Source organism: Brevundimonas aurantiaca, from assembly GCF_014199955.1.
Classification (GTDB): Bacteria; Pseudomonadota; Alphaproteobacteria; order Caulobacterales; family Caulobacteraceae; genus Brevundimonas; species Brevundimonas aurantiaca.
In genome coordinates, this window is the sequence record NZ_JACHOQ010000010.1 from 1 (window position 1) to 20,690 (window position 20,690).

The 20,690-nt window shown below is 67.5% G+C and carries 25 protein-coding genes; 3 read left to right on the forward strand and 22 right to left on the reverse strand.

Translation table 11 applies throughout. From position 1 onward, the window contains the following. Positions 1 to 46: 46 nt before the first annotated feature. The 12 genes from GGQ93_RS14000 to GGQ93_RS14055 all read right to left on the reverse strand — a co-directional run bounded on the left by GGQ93_RS14000 (position 47) and on the right by GGQ93_RS14055 (position 9,022). Positions 47 to 613 (reverse strand): TnsA endonuclease N-terminal domain-containing protein, encoded by a 567-nt coding sequence (locus tag GGQ93_RS14000; protein WP_174086939.1) that lies wholly within the window; start codon positions 611 to 613, stop codon positions 47 to 49. Positions 614 to 792: 179 nt separating this feature from the next. After that, complete coding sequence (locus tag GGQ93_RS14005) at positions 793 to 1,335, reverse strand: alginate export family protein (RefSeq protein ID WP_054764187.1); 543 nt, start codon at positions 1,333 to 1,335, stop codon at positions 793 to 795. 315 nt (positions 1,336 to 1,650) lie between these two features. Next, the gene (locus GGQ93_RS14010) at positions 1,651 to 2,136 is read right to left on the reverse strand and encodes a methyltransferase family protein (RefSeq protein ID WP_054764186.1); all 486 of its coding nucleotides are present in this window, start codon (positions 2,134 to 2,136) and stop codon (positions 1,651 to 1,653) included. After that, positions 2,133 to 2,261, reverse strand: coding sequence for a DUF2474 family protein (locus GGQ93_RS14015; RefSeq protein ID WP_137721941.1), 129 nt, complete (start codon positions 2,259 to 2,261; stop codon positions 2,133 to 2,135). The genes GGQ93_RS14010 and GGQ93_RS14015 overlap by 4 nt, the downstream gene beginning before the upstream one ends. Then, on the reverse strand, positions 2,261 to 3,262 hold the full coding sequence (cydB, locus tag GGQ93_RS14020; protein WP_054764185.1) for a cytochrome d ubiquinol oxidase subunit II: 1,002 nt from the start codon (positions 3,260 to 3,262) through the stop codon (positions 2,261 to 2,263). The genes GGQ93_RS14015 and cydB overlap by 1 nt, the downstream gene beginning before the upstream one ends. Continuing rightward, positions 3,252 to 4,679: a cytochrome ubiquinol oxidase subunit I gene (locus tag GGQ93_RS14025; RefSeq protein WP_054764184.1), complete on the reverse strand. Its 1,428-nt coding sequence runs from the start codon at positions 4,677 to 4,679 to the stop codon at positions 3,252 to 3,254. The genes cydB and GGQ93_RS14025 overlap by 11 nt, the downstream gene beginning before the upstream one ends. A 9-nt stretch (positions 4,680 to 4,688) precedes the next feature. Next, positions 4,689 to 5,483, reverse strand: a complete 795-nt coding sequence (locus GGQ93_RS14030) for a sulfite exporter TauE/SafE family protein (RefSeq protein WP_054764183.1) — start codon at positions 5,481 to 5,483, stop codon at positions 4,689 to 4,691. An 8-nt stretch (positions 5,484 to 5,491) separates the two neighbouring features. Continuing rightward, positions 5,492 to 6,769, reverse strand: coding sequence for an NAD(P)/FAD-dependent oxidoreductase (locus GGQ93_RS14035; RefSeq protein ID WP_054764182.1), 1,278 nt, complete (start codon positions 6,767 to 6,769; stop codon positions 5,492 to 5,494). After that, complete coding sequence (locus GGQ93_RS14040; protein WP_054764181.1) at positions 6,766 to 7,188, reverse strand: protein tyrosine phosphatase family protein; 423 nt, start codon at positions 7,186 to 7,188, stop codon at positions 6,766 to 6,768. Before GGQ93_RS14040 ends, GGQ93_RS14035 begins: the two co-directional genes overlap by 4 nt. A gap of 29 nt (positions 7,189 to 7,217) precedes the next feature. Then, a complete protein-coding gene (locus GGQ93_RS14045) occupies positions 7,218 to 7,637 on the reverse strand; it encodes a DUF6691 family protein (RefSeq protein WP_197273334.1) in 420 nt (139 codons plus the stop codon). Continuing rightward, the gene (locus GGQ93_RS14050; protein WP_054764180.1) at positions 7,634 to 8,068 is read right to left on the reverse strand and encodes a YeeE/YedE family protein; all 435 of its coding nucleotides are present in this window, start codon (positions 8,066 to 8,068) and stop codon (positions 7,634 to 7,636) included. Before GGQ93_RS14050 ends, GGQ93_RS14045 begins: the two co-directional genes overlap by 4 nt. Positions 8,069 to 8,080: 12 nt before the next feature. Then, positions 8,081 to 9,022 carry an MBL fold metallo-hydrolase gene (locus GGQ93_RS14055; RefSeq protein WP_054764179.1) on the reverse strand — a complete coding sequence of 314 codons (942 nt, stop codon included), beginning with the start codon at positions 9,020 to 9,022 and terminating at the stop codon, positions 8,081 to 8,083. A 104-nt stretch (positions 9,023 to 9,126) separates the two neighbouring features. Here GGQ93_RS14055 and GGQ93_RS14060 point away from each other — a divergent pair, with 104 nt between their 5' ends. Genes GGQ93_RS14060 through GGQ93_RS14070 form a run of 3 tightly spaced genes read left to right on the forward strand, consistent with a single transcriptional unit; the run spans position 9,127 to position 10,623 of the window. Then, positions 9,127 to 9,786 carry a peroxiredoxin gene (locus tag GGQ93_RS14060; RefSeq protein WP_054764178.1) on the forward strand — a complete coding sequence of 220 codons (660 nt, stop codon included), beginning with the start codon at positions 9,127 to 9,129 and terminating at the stop codon, positions 9,784 to 9,786. Next, on the forward strand, positions 9,783 to 10,202 hold the full coding sequence (locus GGQ93_RS14065) for an ArsR/SmtB family transcription factor (protein WP_054764177.1): 420 nt from the start codon (positions 9,783 to 9,785) through the stop codon (positions 10,200 to 10,202). Before GGQ93_RS14060 ends, GGQ93_RS14065 begins: the two co-directional genes overlap by 4 nt. 25 nt (positions 10,203 to 10,227) lie before the next feature. After that, positions 10,228 to 10,623, forward strand: coding sequence for a cupin domain-containing protein (locus tag GGQ93_RS14070; protein ID WP_054764176.1), 396 nt, complete (start codon positions 10,228 to 10,230; stop codon positions 10,621 to 10,623). Positions 10,624 to 10,626: 3 nt separating this feature from the next. Here the strand turns inward: GGQ93_RS14070 and GGQ93_RS14075 are convergent, their stop codons facing one another. The 10 genes from GGQ93_RS14075 to dsbD form a co-directional block, all read right to left on the reverse strand. After that, positions 10,627 to 12,117, reverse strand: a complete 1,491-nt coding sequence (locus GGQ93_RS14075) for a L,D-transpeptidase family protein (RefSeq protein WP_128718843.1) — start codon at positions 12,115 to 12,117, stop codon at positions 10,627 to 10,629. Between the two features lie 35 nt (positions 12,118 to 12,152). Continuing rightward, complete coding sequence (locus GGQ93_RS14080) at positions 12,153 to 12,926, reverse strand: substrate-binding domain-containing protein (protein ID WP_054764174.1); 774 nt, start codon at positions 12,924 to 12,926, stop codon at positions 12,153 to 12,155. Continuing rightward, entirely contained in the window at positions 12,926 to 13,825 is a 900-nt protein-coding gene (locus GGQ93_RS14085; RefSeq protein ID WP_052005015.1) for an MBL fold metallo-hydrolase, read from the reverse strand. The genes GGQ93_RS14080 and GGQ93_RS14085 overlap by 1 nt, the downstream gene beginning before the upstream one ends. Before the next feature lie 64 nt (positions 13,826 to 13,889). Continuing rightward, positions 13,890 to 14,540 (reverse strand): peroxiredoxin, encoded by a 651-nt coding sequence (locus GGQ93_RS14090; RefSeq protein ID WP_054764173.1) that lies wholly within the window; start codon positions 14,538 to 14,540, stop codon positions 13,890 to 13,892. 99 nt (positions 14,541 to 14,639) lie between these two features. Continuing rightward, a complete protein-coding gene (locus GGQ93_RS14095) occupies positions 14,640 to 15,164 on the reverse strand; it encodes a DsrE family protein (protein ID WP_052005017.1) in 525 nt (174 codons plus the stop codon). Positions 15,165 to 15,193: 29 nt separating this feature from the next. Beyond that, entirely contained in the window at positions 15,194 to 15,811 is a 618-nt protein-coding gene (locus GGQ93_RS14100) for an SAM-dependent methyltransferase (protein WP_035308670.1), read from the reverse strand. 11 nt (positions 15,812 to 15,822) lie between these two features. After that, positions 15,823 to 17,250, reverse strand: coding sequence for a bifunctional metallophosphatase/5'-nucleotidase (locus tag GGQ93_RS14105; RefSeq protein ID WP_035308671.1), 1,428 nt, complete (start codon positions 17,248 to 17,250; stop codon positions 15,823 to 15,825). An 8-nt stretch (positions 17,251 to 17,258) separates the two neighbouring features. After that, the gene (locus tag GGQ93_RS14110) at positions 17,259 to 17,933 is read right to left on the reverse strand and encodes a DsbA family protein (RefSeq protein ID WP_035308672.1); all 675 of its coding nucleotides are present in this window, start codon (positions 17,931 to 17,933) and stop codon (positions 17,259 to 17,261) included. A gap of 23 nt (positions 17,934 to 17,956) precedes the next feature. Further along, complete coding sequence (locus tag GGQ93_RS14115; protein ID WP_035308673.1) at positions 17,957 to 18,751, reverse strand: TlpA disulfide reductase family protein; 795 nt, start codon at positions 18,749 to 18,751, stop codon at positions 17,957 to 17,959. Beyond that, positions 18,748 to 20,646: a protein-disulfide reductase DsbD gene (dsbD, locus tag GGQ93_RS14120; protein WP_224764426.1), complete on the reverse strand. Its 1,899-nt coding sequence runs from the start codon at positions 20,644 to 20,646 to the stop codon at positions 18,748 to 18,750. Before dsbD ends, GGQ93_RS14115 begins: the two co-directional genes overlap by 4 nt. Positions 20,647 to 20,690: the final 44 nt, after the last annotated feature.

Genomic DNA, 20,690 nt, shown 5'->3' on the forward strand with positions numbered 1-20,690 from the left:
GCTGCGCAGACCGGCCTCTTGCCAACCCAGCCGATCACAGCTCAGATCAACCTAGGACTCTCGTTATGGCTGGATGAGAAACGGGGGTCACGTCATCCATAACGACGCCGCGAATGGCCCCTTCCTCCTCCAGCCGGAAACGGATGTCGCCTAGTCGGTGCGTCCCCTTGGCGAGGACAATCGCCTGCACCCGACGCACCATTTCCTGATCTACGCTGCCTCGCAGGGTCGGGGCGATCAGCTCGGCGTTCACCTGACGCTGTGTGCGAATGGTGCGTTCGGTCACCACGCGGTAGCCGACATCTCTCTCGGCGAAATACCGGCGAGCGGCGCGGTACTTCGGCGCCAGTGTTCCATACCCCGAGCGTAGGATCGCCAGCGGTTTCACCTCGAAGACCACGCGTCGAAAGCCGTGAGGCCAAGGCGAGCGTGTCTGCCAGACCGCCATGATGTCGGGCGTATAGGTACGCGCCTGGCCATCGACCGTAAGACTGATCGTCATCGGCTGAGTGACCACGTCGCGGATGTGGCCGTCCACCTCCAGCGACATCAGGAAATCGCGTTCCAGTTTGGACTCGTAAAGAAGCGGTCCGCTCGGATAGCGCGAGGGCATCTGCCCTGTCACTGAGCGGCGGCCCGGCGGAATGCGTCGGCGCTTATGCACTTCGGTATCTTGTCGCATTATTTGCCAAAGTCCTAGATTTTGTCGCAGTTTTTGGTGGATGAAATCGGAGCTTTGGGCACCGCTAACGGGTCATTTCAGGCTTGGTTTGTCGCATCGGGTGCCGGAACTCACACCTGGGCCGCCGCCTCGACCTCGACATCCCACGCCCCGGCCGCCGGCGAATGGCGCCAACGGACGCCGGGCGTCGCCAGCCGGCGGTTTCGGGTCTGCTGGTCCGCGTCATCGCTTTCGGTCAGGCCGTAGACATAGAGGTCGAGCGACCGCCGCTGGCCGAGGTCGCGAGTCCAAAACAGGCCGGCGAACTGCAGGTTGGAACTCTCTCGATCCCACGCGATCCGATTGTCCTCGATGGCGGCCCTGTCGTCCGGCAACCGCACCTGCGGCATGACCCAGAAGGCCGTCAGCGCGCCGTCGGCCAGGGGCGTGTCGAAACGGGCGCCGGTATAGGCGTTGGTGGTGTTGCGAAAATTCTGGCGAGAAACGAAACGCTTGGAACCCAGATCCATGGTGAAGCGGCCGAGTTTCAGTGTCCGCTCACGTCGCGCGCCGAGACGGATCTTGGCGTAGGCCTGAACCAACTCCAGCGCATTGACCTCGCCAACGCCGACCGACGACAGCGGACCTTGCCCGAACGCCCGCGAATCGAACACCTCGCCCGAACGTCACGTGACCCACATCCCGCTCGACGGCCAGCGTCAGCCGCGTCGTCAGGACGGCGTCGCTTGGCTCCGCCATCGGACAAAACTGGCCTGACAGCGTCTCTCCCCGCGCGCGCGCCGATCCGGAGACGCGCCAGCTATCCTGGGCGTCCGTGGGTTGCCCGGCGGCGGCGATCGCACCGCTCATGAGGAGGCCCATCAGCACCGGACAAGCGTTCCCGTGGTTGGCGCGGGCCTCTTGATGTCTCCCATCGTCGTTTCCTGCTGCGTTTTGTCGCAACAGGCCGGGCCAAGCTTAAGCCAGCCTTAAGGTGATTGCGACGGCATCCGCCGCCCAAACCAGCGGTCCACGCGATCGGCGTAGGCGGACCAGGCTGGCCCGAAGAGGGCCGTCAGGTGTCGTTCCTCGCGCCGGATGGCGAGGCGGTCGGTGGCGAAGGCGGCGACGGGGGCGGCCACGAAGAACCAGGCGTTGTCGAACAGGCCGCCGAGGCCGAGCAGCAGCAGGCCGTTGGCGAGATAGATCGGGTTGCGGCTCCAGGCGAACGGACCGGTCGTGACCAGAGCGGTCGCCGCCCGGTGCGGCAGGATGTTGGCGCGCCACCGCCGCATCACCAGCATGGCCCAGAGGTCCAAACCAAGGGCGAGCCCGACCAGGAGGCCGCCAGCGGCGAAGGCGCCGGGGAAGAGAGCGGGCGGGGACCACAGACGCGCCGTGATGAGCGCGACAAGGACGGCGCCGCCCGTGATGAGCGGCGGCCAGGGCCAGCGGTTCGGCGCCTGCGGGCTCACCCCCCGGCCAGCTTGAGAACGCCGCGCAGCAGATAGGCGACGATGCCCAGGACGCCCACGCCCAGCGCCCAGAGCGCGACGAACCAGAGGCCCTGCCGGAGCCCGTTTGTGGAGCCGCGACGCATCAGTGGTAACCGTCGTCGCCGACCTTGCCGCGGAACACCCAGTAGGCGTAGGCGGTGTAGGCTAGGATGATCGGGATCAGGATCAGGGCGCCGACCAGCATGAACAGCTGGCTGGAGGCGGGAGCTGCGGCCTGCCAGAGGGTGATCTCGTCGGGTACGGCGTAAGGGAAGACGCTGACGCCCAGCCCGGCGAAGGTCACCGCGAACAGGCCCAGCGACAGCAGGAAGGGCCAGACCTCACGCTTCTGACGCATGGTCCAGAAGAAGGCGGCCGCGACGATCAGGACGAGCAACGGCACCTGGGCCGTCAGAAGCACGCCGGGCCAGTCGAACCACCGGCGGGCGTATTCGCCGTCGAGGAACGGGGTGGCCAGGCTGACCGCGCCGATCATCAGCAGGGTCGCCGGACCCAGTTTCCAGGCCTGCGAGCGCGCGTGGGTCTGGAGCGCGCCTTCCGTCTTCATGTTCAGCCAGGTGGCGCCCAATAGGGCGTAGCCGACGACGACGGCGGCGCCGGTCAGCAGGCTGAAGGGGCTGAGCCAGTCCCACGAGCCGCCGCCGTAGGCGCGACCGGACACCTCGACCCCTTGCAGAATGGCCCCGAGGGTCACGCCCTGGGAGAAGGCGGCCAGCAGGGAGCCGCCAAAGAAAGCGACATCCCAGATGGGCTTGGCCCGCACCGTCCGCCAGCGATATTCGAAGGCGACGCCCCGGAAGACCAGCCCCAGAAGCATGGCGATGATCGGCGTGTAGACCGCCGGCATCAACACGGCGTAAGCGAGCGGGAAGGCGGCGAACAGACCGCCGCCGCCCAGGATCAGCCAGGTTTCGTTGCCGTCCCACACCGGGGCGATCGAGTTCATCGCCTTGTCGCGCTGATCGCCGGCCTTCAGTGTCGGGAACAGGATGCCGACGCCCAGGTCGAACCCGTCCATGACGATATAGGCGAAGACGGCGAAGGCCAGCAGGCCGGCCCAGACCAGGGTCAGATCAACGCTCATGATCGGTCTCCTCGCCGGTCGGGATGGGGCGGTCCGGGTCGATGGCGGGGGCGGGGGTGATGCCCGCCGTGCGGATCGGGGTTTCCGCCACGCCCGGCTCGTCCCGGTGCGGCGCATGGCTCATCAGACGCAGGATGTAGAAGACCCCGGCGCCGAAGACGGTGAAATAGACCACGGCGAAGGCGGCCAGGGAGGTTGCGACGGCGGGCGCCGCCAGGGGCGCAGCGCTGTCGGCGGTGCGCAGCAGCCCATAGACGGTCCAGGGCTGGCGGCCGACCTCGGTGGTGATCCAGCCCGCCAGCACGGCGACGAAGCCCATCGGTCCCATGATCAGGGCGAAGCGGTGCAGCCAGGGGGCGTCGTAAAGGCGTTTGCGCAGCCGGGCGTACAGCCCCCACAGCCCCAGCATCAGCATGGCCATGCCGAGGCCAACCATGACGCGGAAGGACCAGAAGACGATCTCCACCGGCGGCCAGTCTGCACGATCGATGGTGTCCAGACCCGCCAGGGGCGCGTTCGGATCGTGCTTCAGGATCAGGGACGACAGCTTGGGGATCTCGACCGCGCCGTGGACGGTGGCCGCCTCTCGGTCAGGAATGCCGAACAGGATCAGCGGCGCCCCGTCCGGGTGGCTTTCGAAATGGCCTTCCATCGCCATGACCTTGGCGGGCTGATGCTCCAGGGTGTTCAGCCCGTGCATGTCGCCGATGAAAATCTGGACCGGGGCGGCGACCAGGATCATGCCCATGGCCATGGCGAACATCTTACGCGCCCCCTTGTTGGTCCGCTCCTTCATCAGGTGCCAGGCCCCGACCGCGCCGACCACGAGGCCGGTGGTCAGATAGGCCGCCAGCAGCATGTGGGCGAGGCGATAGGGGAAGGAGGGATTGAAGACGATCTTGAACCAGTCGGCCGGTACGAACTGGCCGACCTCGTTGATGGCGTAGCCTTGCGGCGTCTGCATCCAGCTGTTCACCGACAGGATCCAGAAGGCCGAGGCGAAGGTGCCGATTGCGACCATCAGGGTGGCCAGGAAGTGCAGTTTCTTGCCCACGCGGTTCAGGCCGAAGAGCATCACGCCCAGGAAACCCGCCTCCAGGAAGAAGGCGCTGAGCACCTCATAGGCCATCAGGGGGCCGATGACCGGACCGGCCTTGTCGGAAAAGACCGACCAATTGGTGCCGAACTGGTAGGACATGACCAGGCCCGAGACGACGCCCATGCCGAAGGCGACGGCGAAGATCTTCAGCCAATATTTGAACAGGTTCAGATAGAGGTCTCGCCCCGTCTTCAGCCACAGGGCCTCCAGCACGGCCAGATAGCTGGCGAGGCCAATGGAGAAGGCCGGGAAGACGATGTGGAAGGCGACGGTGAAGGCGAACTGCATCCGCGCCAGGATCAGGGCGTCAAGTTCCATGGTGTGGTCTCACCCGATCAGGCCGAGCGCGCCGGCGCTGCGGTAAAGCATATAGAAGGCGACGACGAAGATCAGCCCGGCGAAGACGGTGTTCAAGACGCCTTTTTGTCCCGACAGCGCCTTGGCCAACCGCGCGCCGACGAGGCCCCCCAAAACGCCGCCGCCGATGAACACCGCCGCCAGGGGCCAGTCGACCCAGCCGTCCAGAGCGTAGTTGAAGGCCGTGGTCAGGCCGAAGGCGGTGACGCCGACAAGCGATGAGCCAACCGCATAATAGATCGGCATCCGGGTCGAGAACATCAGGCTGGGCACGATCAGGAAGCCGCCGCCGATGCCGAAGAAGCCCGACATCACGCCCGTGGCCAGGCCCGTGCCGACGAGCTTGGGTGCATTGCGGCGATCAAGCTGGACGTTCGGGTCACCGCCGGCGGAGCGGCCCCGCAACATCAGCACCCCGACGACAAGCATCAGGACGGCGAAAAGGGCCAGCAGCTTCTGACCGTCCACGGCCTTGCCCAGGCTCGAACCCAGAAAGGCTCCGAGCACCCCAGCGACCGCGAACAGACTGGCGATTTTCCATTTCACCGTGCCGTGGCGGGCATGATTGATCACATTGGCGAAGGCGTTGGCGGCCACGGCGAAGGCGCTGGTGCCGATCGCCAGATGCGGCTCCTTGACCCCGACCAGATAGACGATCAGCGGCACGGCCAGGATGGACCCGCCGCCGCCGACCAGGCCCAGGGTGAAGCCGACGAGCGAGCCGGCGCCGGCGCCGAGGCCGTACTGCAGCGGAGACAGGTCCATGATCAGGCTCAGGCGACAGCAGGGCGAAGCTGGGGGGCGGGTTCGATGTGGTGGGGGCCGGCCAGCCATTCGCGACCGCGCAACATCCCAAGCCAGTAGATTTCGGGCAGGGCCTGGGCCTTCAGATGCCAGGCCAGACGGGTCGGCTTGGTCCCGTCGAGCATCCATTTCGGGAAGCTGGGCAGGAGCTTGCCGCCATAGCCGAACTCGGCCAGCACGATCTTGCCGCGCTCGACCGTGAGCGGACATGAGCCATAGCCGTCATAGACCGCCCGCATCGGCTGGCCGTCCAGCAGCGACAGGATGTTCTCGGCCACCACGGGCGCCTGTTTGCGGGCGGCCGCAGCAGTCTTGGCGTTGGGCGCCGAACAGGCGTCGCCCAGACCGAAGACGTTTTCGAACCGCTTGTGGCGCAAGGTGGCGTCATCCACCTCGATCCAGCCGCTTTCGGCGGCCAGCGGACTTTCGCGAATGACGTCCGGCGCGGTCTGCGGCGGGCAGACGTGCAGGAAGTCGAACTCGCGCCGAACCTGACTGACTTCGCCTTCCGCGTTCGTCACGGCGAAGGTCGCCGTCCTGGCAGGACCATCCACCGCGACCAGTTTCGATCCGAAGTTCAGGTCGATGCGGTATTTGCGAACATATTCCATCAGGGCCGGGACGTAGTCCTTGACCCCGAACAGCACGGGCCCGGCGTTGTGGAATTCGATCTCGATGTCGTTTCGGCCGTGGTCGCGCCAGTGATCGGCCGACAGATACATGGCCTTCTGCGGGGCGCCGGCGCATTTGATCGGCATGGGCGGCTGGGTGAAGATCGCCCGGCCGCTCTTCATCGCCTGCACCAGCTTCCAGGTGTAGGGCGCCGTCTCATAGCCGTAGTTGGAAGTGACGTTGTTGCGCCCGAGCGTTTCCGCCAGGCCCGGGATGGCGCCCCAGTCCAGCTTCAGTCCCGGCGCCGCGACCAGCATGCGATAGCCGATCCAGCGGCCGTCGGTCAGTTCGACGCGATCGTGGATGGGGTCGAAAGCCGCGACCGAACCCCGCACCCACTGGGCGCCTCGGGGGATCAGGTCCTCGGTGCGGCGCCGGGTCCGCTCGGGCGTGAAGACGCCGGCGCCGACCATGGTCCAGCCAGGCTGATAGTAGTGATGCTCGGACGGCTCGACGATGCGGACGTCGAGACCCGGGCGACGGCGCAGGAGGCTGGCGGCTGTGGCGATGCCGGCGGATCCGCCGCCGACGATCAGGACATCGCAGGACTCCAAGGGGGCGTACTGGGCGCTCATGATGCGGCTCCTTCAAGACGGGGACGCAGGGCGCCGAGGTCGTAGCCGGCGCTCTTGGCGCGGGCGATCAGATTTTCAGGAGTTTGTGCGCCGGCGTTCGCCAGCGCCCACAGGGTGGTCGTGCGCGTACCGGTGCGGCAGAAGCCGAACACAGGCTGGGGCAGGTTGGCCAGAGCCTCGCGGAAGTCCGCCACGTCCTGGTCGGAGATGGCGCCGCCGACCACGGGGACATGGGCGAAAGCCAGTCCCGCAGCCTCGGCGGCCTGGCGCAGATCTTCGGCGCTGGGCTGGCCGGGCTCTTCGCCGTCGGGTCGGTTGGAGATCACCGACCGGAAACCCTGGGCCGCGATGGCGGGCAGGTCTTCCGGGGCGATCTGGGGCGAGGCGGACAGGGCCTCGTCCAGGGGGCGGATATCCATGGCTTTGTCTCCCTAGGGTCTTTTCTGGTTCAGGCGTTTCGGTCGAGCGTCAGGCGGAACAGCGCCATGCCGGCTACGAGGGCGCCCACGAAGACGAAGGCCTGCCAGGCGCCGGTCGTCAGGGCCGCCAGCGCGGGGCCGGGGCACAGACCGACCAGGCCCCAGCCCAGGCCGAACAGGACGGCCCCGCCGACCAAGGGGGTGTCGATGTTGCGGCTCTCAGGCACATGGAAGGTGTCAGCCGCGACCGGAGCCTCCATGCGCCGGCGGATCAGATAGGCGATGGCGGAGGGGATCAGCGCCCCGCCCATAACGAAGGCCAGCGAGGGGTCCCAGGCGCCCGTCACATCCAGGAAGGCCAGGACGCGGGCCGGGTTGATCATGTCGGACACCACCATGCCGGCGCCGAACAGCAGGCCGCACAGGACTGCGACGATCAGCCGGTTCACGCCAGGCCTCCCAACAGGTGTCGGGTGATGAAGACGGTGAGCGCCGCGACCGCCATGAAGACGCCGGTGGCCACGATGGAGCGGGGCGACAGGCGGGCCAGGCCGCAGACGCCGTGGCCGCTGGTGCAGCCCGAGCCCCAGCGGGTGCCGAAGCCGACGATCAGGCCGCCGAGCACCAGCAGCCAGACCTCCGAAGTGATCTGCACCTCGGGCCTGCGGATCAGCGCCGAGGCCAGGGCCGCGCCGCCCAGCAGGCCGGCGATGAAAAGCAGGCCCAGAATGCGCGGCGCGCCTTTTGACAGGCCGGTCGCTGCGGCGGTCAGGCCGGAAATCCCGGCCACGCGCCCGTTGAGCAGCAGATAGAGGCCAGCCGACAGGCCGACCAGCAGACCGCCGGCCAGCGGCCAGATGAAGGGGAGGGGCTCAAGCATCGGGGGCTCGTCTCACAGCGCGTTGAGCGGGACCTTGAGGTAGCGCACCCCATTGTCCTCGGGCTCGGGCGGGCGGCCGCCGTTCATGTTCACCTGAACCGACGGCAGGATCAGCTTGGGCATGGGAAGGGTGGCGTCGCGCTGGGTGCGCATGGCCACGAACTCGTCCTCGCTGACGTCGTCGCGGATATGAATATTGCCGGTGCGTTGGGCGCCGATGGTGGTCTCCCAGGCGAACTCGGTCCGGCCCGGGGGCGCCTTGTAATCGTGACACAGGAAGACCCGCGCCTCGTCCGGCAGGGAGGTCAGGCGATGGATCGAGCGATACAGGGTCCGGGCGTCGCCGCCAGGGAAGTCGCAGCGCGCCGTGCCGTAGTCGGGCATGAACATGGTGTCGCCGGGGAAGACGGCGTCGCCGATGACATAGGCCAGACAGGCCGGGGTGTGGCCGGGCACATGCAGGACCGTGGCCTTCAACCCGCCGATCTCGAACCGGTCGCCGTCGTTGAACAGATGGTCGAACTGGCTGCCGTCGCGGCGGAAGTCGGTTCCTTCGTTGAAGATCTTGCCGAAGACCGCCTGGACGGTGAGGATCTCATGGCCGATGGCGAGCTGACCGCCGAGCTTTTCCTGAAGATAGGGCGCCGCCGACAGGTGATCGGCATGGGCGTGCGTCTCGAGCAGCCACTGAACCGTGAGACCTTCGGATTTTACGTAATCAATGAGCGCATCGGCCGAAGCGTGCGTGGTGCGGCCCGAAGCCGGATCGTAGTCCAGCACGCTGTCAATGATGGCGCAGACATCGGAGCCGGGATCGCGCACGACATGGCTGACGGTGAAGGTGGCCTCGTCGAAGAATGATTTGACCAAGGGGCGTTGAGCGGGATCGGCGAGCGCGGCGCGCACGATGTCGGCGGCGTGGTCGCGGGCGGGATCGGGGATGGGCGAGGACATGGCGTGTCTCCGTTTCGGTGACTCAACACATATACCAATTCATAGTTCATACAAGTATGTATTTTAATGTAGCGGAAAGGGCGTGAAGCGCTTAGCTTGCCGCCATGGAAACGACAGACACTGCGCCGACCGTCGACACCGCCGCGATGCGCGCCCTGCGCATCAACGACACGGCGCCGGATTTCACCGCGCGCACGACCCAGGGCGAAAAGCGCCTCAGCGACTACCGTGGACGCTGGCTGGTGCTGTTCTCGCATCCGGCGGACTTCACCCCGGTCTGCACCAGCGAGTTCGTGGCTTTGGCCCGACAGGCCGACGCCTTCGCGGCGATCGACTGCGATCTGATGGCCCTGTCAGTCGACAGTCTGTATTCGCACTTGGCCTGGCTGAAGGACATCTACCGCCGCTTCGGCGTGAAGGTGCCGTTCCCGATCATCGAAGATCCCTCCATGGCCATCGGCCACGCCTTCGGCATGGTGGACGCCGGCTCAAGCGACAGCGCGACGGTGCGCGCCACTTTCGTGATCGATCCCGAAGGCGTGGTGCGCGCCATCAGCTGGTACCCGATGAACATCGGCCGCTCGGTTGATGAGCTGCTGCGTCTCGTCACCGCCTTGCAGACGTCTGACCGTGAGGCGGCCTCCACGCCGGCGGGCTGGACGCCCGGCGACGCCCTGCTGGAGCCGGCCGCCACCACTCTGGACGCCGCCATCGCCGACGGTGACGGCGATGCGCCCTGGTACTATCGCGAGCGCCGCGCATGACCGACGATCAAGCGGCCGCCATGGAGCGGTTGAAGGAAAAGGCGCCGGAGGCCGCAGAGCTGTTACGCCAGCTGGCCAACGCCAACCGGCTGCTGATCCTGTGTCACATCGCCGAAGAGGAGCGCTCGGTGGGCCAGCTCGAGGCGGACCTTGGCATCAAGCAGCCGGCGCTATCCCAACAACTGGCTGAGCTGCGCCAGTATGGCCTGGTCAAGACCCGCCGTCAGTCCCGCTCGATCTTCTATTCGATCGCCGACGACCGGGCCCAGGCGGTCATGGGCATGCTCTACGAAATCTTCTGCGGCGATGCGAAGGCGGTCGGCGCGCGAGCCGCCGCCCCGGCGCCCCGCACATCGACGCCGGCGCGCGGCGACACGGCGCAATTCGCCCGCATCACCGCCGTCGCACGGCGCTGACGGCAAACCCGCACAGGAGACTCTCGTGAAGGGCTTCATCGACAATATCGAACGTCTGACGGAAGAGAACACAGACTTTCGCCGCGTTCTCTACACCGGCCACAATCTGCAGCTCGTCCTCATGGCCATTCCGCACGGCCAGGAGATCGGCGAAGAGGTCCACGACGACCGCGACCAGTTCTTCCGCATCGAGGCGGGCGAGGGCGAAATCTGGATCGACGGCGTTCGTCATGCCGTGAAGGCGGACGACGGGGTCATCGTCCCTCGGGGCGCCCGCCACAATGTGGTCAGCACGGGGTCCGAACCGCTTCGGCTCTACACCCTTTATGGTCCGCCGGAGCATCGCGACGGTACGGTTCACGCCACGGTGGAAGAGGCCTCCGCCGACCACGAGCATTTCGACGGCCGCACGACCGAATAACCGTCAGGGGCCGACGTCGTCCGCATCGGCGCGCCGGTCGTCGGGCCGCGGCAGCTGCAAGGCGATACCCAACGCCTCCGCCAGACGGGTGTCGCGACGATAGATGTCATCGCGAAAGGCGACGCGGCCCTGGCCGTCCAGAAAGGCCGTCCAATACAGCAGGCGCACGTCGATCGGCCGACCGGTCGCCACCCGGACGGTCTCGCCGCTGTCCAGCGCGGCGTCGAATCGGGCGAGCCTTGCGGGGTCGGGCGCGAGCAGTAGCCGAGCGAAGCCGACCGCGTCCTGCACCCGCACGCAGCCGTGACTGAGATGGCGGAAGCTCCGCTCGAACGCACCCCGCGACGGGGTGTCGTGCAGGAAGATGGCGTAGCTGTCCTGAAGTTCGAACTTGACCTGGCCCAGGGCGGCGTTCGGGCCGGCGCGCTGAACCACCATGCCATTCTGAATCGTCATGTTGTTCGCCCGCATATAGGCGGCGCCGCGCGGCAGGATCTCGCGCTGGGCGATGGAGGTCGGCACCGTCCAGGGCGGATTGGCGACGACCGAGGCGAAGGGCCGTTCGAGGCTGGGCGTCGCATTGTCGGCGTCACCCGTTACGACCCGCATCGAATGCACGGGCCGGCCGTCCTTCCAGTAGACCATGATGGAGGCGGCGGTGTTCACCTCGATCCGCTCCGGGGCGACGTCTCTCTTTAGCCAACGGCGGCGTTCCAGATTGAGCGCGATCTGGCGAGCACGGGCCTCGGCCGAAATCGACAGCGCCCGCTGGGTCGCCGGGCCGATGCGGGCGTCCGCCTCCAGACCGTGGCGCACCTGGAACGCCCGAACGGCCTCTTGCAGAACAGAGCCGTAGTCACCGCCAGACGGGCCGATCATGGAGGCGGCGGCGTCGCTGAGATCGCCTTCCACCCGAAGGCGCGGCAGGAGGGCGGGAAGGCGGGGGTCGGACGCAAACGGTTCGATCGTCGCGCCCATGGCGAAGGGCGGCCAGCCGCCGCGGTCGGCGATGGCGCGATAGCGGAGGAAGCCGTCGCACAAGCCCTGATAGCCGCGGTCCTGGGGCGCAAGGCCCGCCATCGTCTCGGCCAACGTTCCGTCCTCGACGGCCTTGGCCAACAGCGGCGGCGTGTCGACCTGGTTGCGATCCATCTCCCAAAGGGTCTCGACCGTTGCCGGGTCGACCCGGCCATGGGCGAGCGCCTCGGCCAGGGTCAGGACGGCCTGTGTCAGCTCGGCTTCGCCCAGGGCGAGGCCGTCGGGCGCTGATAGGCCGTGGCGGTCCGCCAGAGCCAGGGCGTCCATGGCTTGCCGGCGCGCTGGCCCCGCCCAGGCGGGGCGTCCGCCGCGGGCGGCGTAAAAGGCTGCGGTCAGGGCGGTGATGTTCGATGTCGCGGGCGCCGACGCGGCTCGCGCGGTCGTCGAGAGCCAGAGCGGCGCCGCGGCCGCCAGCAGGTGTCGGCGGTTCAGGGTGAAGGAGCGACGGTTGGCCATGCCGCCGACACCGCAGGGTTCACCTTAAGGCAGGCTTAAGGTTGGCCGGTCCGCCAGCCCCACCGCGCGAAGATGGCGGCCCCCTCGTCGGACTTCAAAAAGTCTAGGAAGGGCTGGGCGTCGGCGTCCTGGCGGCCGGTCTCGGTCACAACGGCGCCGGCGTCGCGGTAGATGCGATAGGGCTCTTTGACCTCGACCACATCAGCGAGGTCCGGATTGGCGACCTGCCAGATGCCCCAGATGATCCAGGCGTCCAGCGTCGGGTCGTCGATCCAGGCCTGTCGGGCCTCGGCGCTGTTGCGGGCGTAGACGACGATGTTGCGACGCAGGGCGCGCACCTTGGCGATGTCGCCGGTGCGACCGGCCATGTCCTCCCACAGGCCGTTCTGGCCCGCGCCGTTGACAACCAAGACCCGGCGATCGGGCTGGAAAAGATCCTCAAGGCCGCCGATGCCGTCCGGATTTCCCGGCCGAACGAGGATGGAGGCGGTGCGCAGATAGAGCGGCTCGACCGCCTCGGCGCGGATGCGGCCCTCCAGGGCGCTGACGAAGTCGGTCATCATCGTCTCGGAGCCTGAGAAGATCAGGTCGCCATCCGCCTTGGCCTGGTCCAGCCATTGGGGCGTGGGTCCGGCGACGACGGCCACGGCGCGACCGGTGCGCGCCTCATAGGCCTTCGCGGCGTCGCGCATGGCGGGGGAGGGGCCGCCGGGACCGTAGACATGAAGTGGATCGGCGGGCGTCTGGGCGTGGGCGGCCAGGGCCGTTGCGCTCAGGAGGGCGGCCAGCGTCAGTGCGGACGGGCGCATCAAGAATTCTCCTGGGGTGGGGCGAAGTGATTGGCGGGAATCTTGAAATAGACGCGCCCGTCCGGCGCGGCCGGCGGCAGCACCCCGCCGCGGATGTTCACCTGAAGCGCGTAGAGCATCAGATTCGGCAAGGGCAGGGTGGCGTCCCGATCGTCGCGGAGCCGCACGAAATCCGCCTCGCCGCGTCCGCCGCCGACATGGATGTTGTCCGCCTTCTGCTCTCTCACGGTGCTGAAGCAGGCGGGCTCGCGGCCATCCGGGCCATAGTCGTGGCCAACGAAGACGGCGGTCTCTTCAGGCAGGGCCAGGATGTCCTGGATGCTTCGGAAGAGAGTCTTCGAGTCGCCGCCCGGAAAGTCGGCGCGCGAGGTGCCGGCATAGGGCATCATCAGGGTGTCGTGGACGAAGGCGTTGCCGCCAATCACATAGGTGATGGAGGCCATGGTGTGCCCCGGTGAGAACATCACCCGCGCCGGCAGGTCGCCAACAGCGAACGTGTCGCCAGCCTTGAAGAGTCGGTCCCACTGGCGACCATCGGCCGGAAAGTCGTCGTCCAGGCCGTAGATGTCCTTCCACAGCTTCTGGACGCCGATGACCTTTTCGCCGATGGCGGTCGGCGCGCCCAGTTTCTCGTTGAGGAAGGGCGCGGCGGAGAAGTGGTCGGCGTGGGGATGGGTGTCCAGCAGCCACTCGACGGTCAGGCCCTCCGCCTTGACGTAGTCCAGGATGGCGTCGGCGTTGCGGGTCGAGGTCGCCGCCGCCTTCTCGTCGAAATCCCAGACCGGATCGATGATCGCGCATTTGCGGCTGACCGGGTCGGAGACGACATACTGCCAACTGCCGGTCTTCTTGTCGTGGAGCGCCGCGATGCGCGCTCCGCCGTGGTCGATGATCTGCATGAAGGCTCCGTTTGGTTTGCGAAGAAAAAGGCCGGACCGCTTGCGAGGTCCGGCCGGAATCCGATCAGGCGGCTTTCGGGGCGTCGGGGAGGTCGCGCGTCGAGAAATACCAGTCGGTGTAGACGTAACCCTCGGAAGCGCGAGCCTCGGCCGCCTCGGCGGCCTTGGGCGGGGGGACGATGGCCGGTTGGCCAGGGCGCCAGTTCTCAGGCGTCGCGACCCCGTTGGCGTCGGACGCCTGGAGCGCGGTGAGCAGCCGAACGAACTCTTCGATGCTGCGGCCATTGCTCATGGGATAGTAGACCATGGCGCGCAGCTTGCCTTCCGGATCGATCAGGAAGGTGGCGCGAACAGCCGAGGTGTCGGCCGCCCCGGGGTGGATCATTCCGTAGGCCTGGGCCACCTCCATCTTCAGATCCTCGATGATGGGGAAGGGGATTTCGACGCCGAACTTCTCCTTGATGTTCCGGGTCCAGGCTAGGTGCGAGAAGATGCTGTCTATCGAGAGGCCCAGGAGCTCGCAGTTCATGGCGGCGAACTCATTCGCATGCTTGGCGAACCCGATGAACTCGGTCGTGCAGACCGGGGTGAAGTCCGACGGGTGCGAGAAGAGGATCAGCCATTTGCCGCGGTAATCGGCCAAGCTGCGATCCCCGTGCGTGGTGCGGGCGTGAAAGTCGGGGGCGGGTTCGTTGAGGCGGGGCAGTCCGGTCATGTCGATATCTCCTTCAGACGCCCCAATGAACAATTACATAAATACTTACGCAAACTAATAGTTCTTATGCTCAGGAAAGGTTCCGCCTATGCCGAGCCGTCAGTTCACAACCAGGGCGTATCCGGCCTGTTGAAGGTGGATGACCGTCATCAGGGCGGCGAGATCAACGCTCACGCCCGCTTCGAGATCGGCTTGCGCGATGCCGTTCCCCGCCATGGCCTGGCCGCACAGTCGAACCTGGACGCCGGCGGCGATGAGGGCGCGGATCAGGGCGCTGTTGGGGTTGGCGTCGCCCTTGCCGCGCGCGGTCCAGGCGGCGTCGGAGAGAACTGCAGGGGTGGCGGCGCCGTGCAGGACGACCACGATCTGACGGTGGTCGGCGTCCACGCCGCCCGCCGCCAGCATATTCACCAGCCGCGCGACGCGATCCAATCCCTTCAGCGGCCTGTCGTCCGCACCGCCCTGGGACACGTCGAAGATGACCCGATAGATGCGCGACGGATCCGGCTGTTCGCCGGCCTCGGGCAGGGGCTTGAAGCCGCCGAAGCCTGAGACAGCCTGGGCGAAGCTCGGGGAGGCCGCCAGGGAGGCGGCCAAGGACAGGGCGATCACGAGGGTTTTCATGGCGGGTTCCGGTGTGCGGGCGCTGGGGGTCAGGGACGGCGGGCGATGAGATCGATCAGGGCGGACCGGCCGCTGTGGCCGGCGCCTTCGGAGACGTCGCTGTCGTGGCTTTTCAGATGCAGGATGTCGAAGTCGGCGAAGGCGTCGCGGAGCAGCGCCTCGGTGTAGAGGTTCTCGACCTGCCCCGGACCGCCGGTGCCATAGGCGATCTGTTCCGGCCGATAGCCCTGCAACAGGACCAGGCCGCCAGGCTTCACGGCCGCCTTCATACGCTCGAAAAGTCGGTCGCGCTGGGGAGGCGGGGCGAACTGAATGAAGACGGCGACCACGACGTCGAACGCACCCTGCGGCCAGCCCCAGGTCTCGAAGTCCGCCACCTGGGCGTCCAGTGTGACGCCACGTCGCTCGGCCAGGGCGAGGGCCTTCTCGACCGCGCGCGGGGCGATATCCGTGGTGGTGACGGCCAGGCCCTGTTCGGCGAGCCACACGCCGTTTCGGCCCTCGCCGTCGGCGACCGCCAGAGCGGTCATGCCGGGCTGGAGCCGCGCGATCTGAGCGGCCAGGAAGGCGTTGGGCGTCTCGCCGAACAGATAGTCCTGGCGGTCATAGCGGCTGTTCCAGAAGTCGCGGGCGGCGACGGAGTCCATAAGGTGTTCCTTCAGATGATGAGGACGCTGACGGGCAGATCGGTCTCGCCAGGCGTATGGTCGGCGAACCAGGATTCAAGCGCGCCCACAGTGTCGATGTCGAGCGTCCGGCGGTCTCGCCCGTAATGTTCGGGCACCCCTTGGGCGGTGACGAAGGCCACCAGATAGTCCGCCTCCGGCTCGACAGGGCGGTCTCCGACCAGCAGGCGGTCGAGGCGCTGCCCCTTGGGATTCTCAAGCTTCACGAAGGCCGTGAGACCCCGGCAACGTTTGATGTAGCCGCCCATCTGCTCATACGGGTCGGCGGCGAAGGTGCGCTCCAGATTTTCTTCCAGCATCGCTTGCAACTCGGCCCCGGTCAGCGTCGTGCGTGAGATCGGCGGATTCATCGGCGCCATATTGTAGAGGTCGCCCAGAGTGACCGGACCCGGCGCGACGGGCGCGCCGTAGCGCCAGCCGTTGGAGAAGGCGATGTCCACGCCCGCCGCCTGCGCCGCCGCCGCCAGCAGGACGTCGTCCATCGGCGCGCTGGCCATGGCGTAGCGGTGAAGGGGGATGGCGGTGCGGCCGACGATGCGCGCCAGACGCTCGCGCTCGGGCGCCAGGGCCATCTCCACCAAGCCGGCGACTTGATCGTCTTCGGGGCCAGCGTCCACGGCTATGAGCCGATGGCGCCGCAGGCACACGCGGCCCTCTGCAATCTCCAGATCCAGCCGGCCGATATAGGCGCCGTGGCAGCCGGACTGGATGATCAGGGTGTCGCCGACGCGGGCCGGTTCGTGCAGGCGGTTATGGGTATGACCGCTCAGGATCACGTCGATGCCCGGCGTTTCGGCGGCCAGCTTCAGATCCTGCGGAAAGCCCAGGTGCGACAGCAGGACGACCAGATCGACCTTTTCCTCGCGGAGCTGGTGCAGCTGCTCGCGGGCTTCGGCCACACCCATTTCAAACCGCACGCCTTCAGAGAAGGCGGGGGGCATCGTCTTGTCGATGATGGGGCAGGCCAGGCCGATCACGCCGATCCTCAGACCGCCGCGCTCGAACACCCACCGCCCGTCGAACTCCGGCGCGCCGTCATCCTTGCGGAAGACATTGGCGGCCAGGACGGGATAATCCAGTCCCGCCGCCAACGCCTTGAACCCCGCCGGGCCATAGGCGAACTCCCAGTGCGCCGTCATGGCGTCGATCTTCAGGGCGTTCATGATCGGAACCAGCGCCTCGCCCCGGCTGGCGACGGCGACCCGCGTGCCATGGAAGGTGTCGCCGTTGTCCAGGGTCAGGCATGCACCTTCGGCGCGCGCCTCTTCGAAGAGGCGCGCGATGCGGGCGACCCCGCCCAGCCGTTCGAACCGCCAGCCGCCTTCGGTGCGCACCAGTTCGGGATGCGGCTCGAGATAGCCGTGGAGGTCGTTCAGCTGGAGCAGGGTCAGGGTGGTCATGGTCGGCTTCAGCGCAGCGGTTGTCCGGAGCGGATACGACCGATCACCGCTTCGAGTTGCGCCTGGGGCATGCCGCCGGGGATCAGATTGCCGTTGATGATAAAGGCGGGCGTGCCCTGCAGGGCCAGGGCCGCCGCTTCTCGACCATTTCGGTCCAGCACCGCGTCGATGTCTGCGCGGTGTTCGGCCAGGTCCTGATTCAGGCGCGCCATGTCCACGCCGGCCGACTGGACCAGACGGGTGATGTCCGCCTGGTCGCCGATGCGCGACGGCGACAGCATGAAGGCGTTATGGACGGCCTCGTACTTGCCCTGATAGGCGGCGGCGAGGGCGGTCCGGGCGGCGGTCTCCGAGACGTCGCCGAAGATCGGCCAATCCTTGTACAGGACGCGCACCTTGGTGTCCGCCTTCAGCAGGCCGTCGATCTCAGGCTGCATCTTCTTGCAGTAGGGGCAGTTGTAATCGACGAAGCCGATGATGGTCACATCGGCGTTCTCGGCGCCGATGAAGGGCGCTGCGGGATCGCGCAGCAGGTCATTGAAGCCGACCTGGGCGATGGGCGGCATGTCTTGTCCGGAGGCGGCGGAAGGGCTGGCGGGCGCCGCGCCGTTGTCGGCGTCGGCCGGGCCGCAGGCGGCGAGCGCCAGGACGGCGGCGAAGGCAGGGGCGAAGGTGCGGTTCATGGAAGCTCCGTGAGGCGAGGGGGTCAGTGCAGACGCGCGATTTCGGTCGCGATCTGTTCGGGGGCGATTTCCCCCATGTGGGCCTTGGCCAGACGGCCGTCGGCGTGGAGGAACAGGGTCACCGGAATGCCGGCCGTACCGTAGTGGCGGGGCAGCGCCATGGCCTCGTCGAACAGCACATGGTCGAGGGCCAGCCCCTGGCTCTGCAGAAAGGCCCGAACGCCGGCTTCGCCCTCGCCCTGGTTGACGAAGAGGAAGCGCACATTCGGATGGGCTTTTTCGGCCTGGGCCAAAGCCGGCATCTCGCGCCGGCAGGGCGGGCACCAGGTGGCCCAGAGATTGATCACCGTAGGCCGATCGATCGGCGCCGAAAGGTCGATCGCCGGTGCGTCCATCGCGGCCAGCGTCAGGGCGGGCGGCGCCATGGGCTGCGTCGCCGAGGCCAACTGATGGGCGGTGGTCCAAACCAAGGCGCTGGCCAGCACAGGCGCAATGGCCCAGGCGCGTTCGCGCGTCGTGCGCAGCAGCAGAATGGTGGCCAGGATCACGACCGGCGCGACCCAGATCCAACTGAATCCGCCCTGCCAGACCGCGAGCGCCCGCCACGGGTCAGCCCCGAAATACTCCCAGTGCGTCGCCACGTGACCGAGGCGGGCGACCGCCAGACCGCCGAAGACTAGGACCGTGCTCCACAGGTTGAAGCGCGGGCTGACCCGGCTGGCCAACAGCCCGACGCCGATCATGAAGACGAACACGCCGGCGATGATGGCGAACCGCTCGCCCGACAGGACGAGCGGGCCCAGGGTGATGGCGTTCATGCGGCGGCTCCGGCGCTCTGCAGGGCGGAGGCGACGTCTTGGGCCGACATCTCTCCGATCAGTCGGCTGCCCGGCGCTTCGGTCGCCGAGGGCGACAGGAAGATCATCGTCGGCGGTCCGATCACTCCGTGCCGCTCAAGAAGCGCGCGCGCCTCGGGCGTGCTGCGCGTGACGTCGACCTTGATGAGGTCGGTGTTCGAAAGGCCGGCGATGACCGCGGGGTCCTCGAACACCGTCCGCTCGATCACCTTGCAGCTGACGCACCAGTCGGCGGTGAAATAGACCAGGGCGGGACGTTCGCGCGCGGCGGCATCGGCGACGGCGCGGTCGAGCGCCGTCTGATCCAGCACGACCGCTGCGGTTTCGACCGGCGCGGCGGCTGAGATTCCAGCGGGCCGCGCCAGGGGCTCAAGCGGACGCCACGGGTCGTCCGCCCCGAGACTGAGGCCGACCAGCAGCAACAGGCCCCAGGTCGCGGCCGCCAGGCCAGCGACACGTGCGACGCCGTTTCTCAGATTCGGGCTCAGCGGCTGGAACAGGCCGAGAGCCGCCGCCAGACCGAGCGCCAGCGCCGCGCCGAAAGCCAGCGTCGCGCTCGGCGGCAGGATGCGGCCGGCCAGCCACCAGGCCATGCCCAGGAAGATGAAGCCGAACAGCATCTTCACCCGGTCCATCCACGGCCCAGCCTTGGGCAGGAAGCGCGCGCCGACCGTGCCGAACACGATCAAGGGCACCCCCTTGCCCAGGCCCAGGAAGAACAGGGCCGCCGCGCCCAGCCCAACGTCGCCGGTCTGTGCGATATAGAGCAGGGCGCCCGCCAAGGGCGCGGTGACGCAAGGGCCCACGATGAGGGCGGAGACGAAGCCCAGACCTGCGGCTGAGGGCAGGGACCGCCGTCCGTCACCGCTGTCGCGGGACAGGCGGCTGGTCCAGGCCGAGGGCAGTTGCAACTCGAAGCCGCCGAACATGGACGCGGCGAGAACGACGAAGACGACAACCAGAGCGCCGATCGCCCAAACCGACTGGAGCGCCATCTGCAGGTTCTGTCCGGACCAGGCGGCCGCGACGCCCAGCAGGGCGAAGGCGACGGAAAGGCCCAGCACATAGGCGACCGAGAGCATCAGGCCTCGGCGCGTACCGCGCCCGTCCACGCCGCGTCCGATGACGCCGGCCAGGATCGGGTACATGGGAAAGACGCAGGGCGTGAAGGCCAGAAGCACGCCGAAACCGAAGAAGGCGAGCAGGACCCAGGTGGCCCCGCCCTGCAGCGCCAAGCGATCGACGAAGCCCGGGCTGGGGTCCGGGATGACCGCCGGCGATGGCGCGACCGGCGGAGGCGCCAACGCGCCCTCATCACTCGCGAGTGCGGGTGTGGGTGCAGCGCCCGGCGCCTGGATCGCCAGCAGAGCGGCGGCCTGAGCGGTCTGCGCATCGGCCTCCCGAGCGGCAACCTCGGACTGCGGCCGGGTCGGCACGTCCACTGTCCGCGTCATCGGCGGGTAGCAGATCGAGTCCTCGAGGCACCCCTGGTAGGTGATGTTGACCGACGTCGGGCCGCCAACCTGCGTCAGGGTCTGCGCCGATAGGGTCGCGCGACCCTCGTCATGCCAGACGTCGACGACGCCAAAGCCCGGATCGTCCTTGGTTTCGCCGGTCGCAAGCTCCAGAGGCAGCGATGCTTTCCCGCCCGGCGTGCTGGCGACGGTGTGGTCACGATAGAGATAATGGCCGGGCGCAATGTCCCAGGCGAAGGCCAGGTCGCCGTCAGCCTCACGCGTCACCGTCAGGGAGAAGGCCTTGTCAGGCGATAGCGGAGCCTGACCCAATGCCGAACCCGGAAGGGTGAAGGACAGGATCGCGAGAGCGGCGGGCAACAGTCGGCGGAAAAACCTCATGGCCATCTCGTCGGCAAACGAGCTTAAGTCAGGCTTAAGCCGCA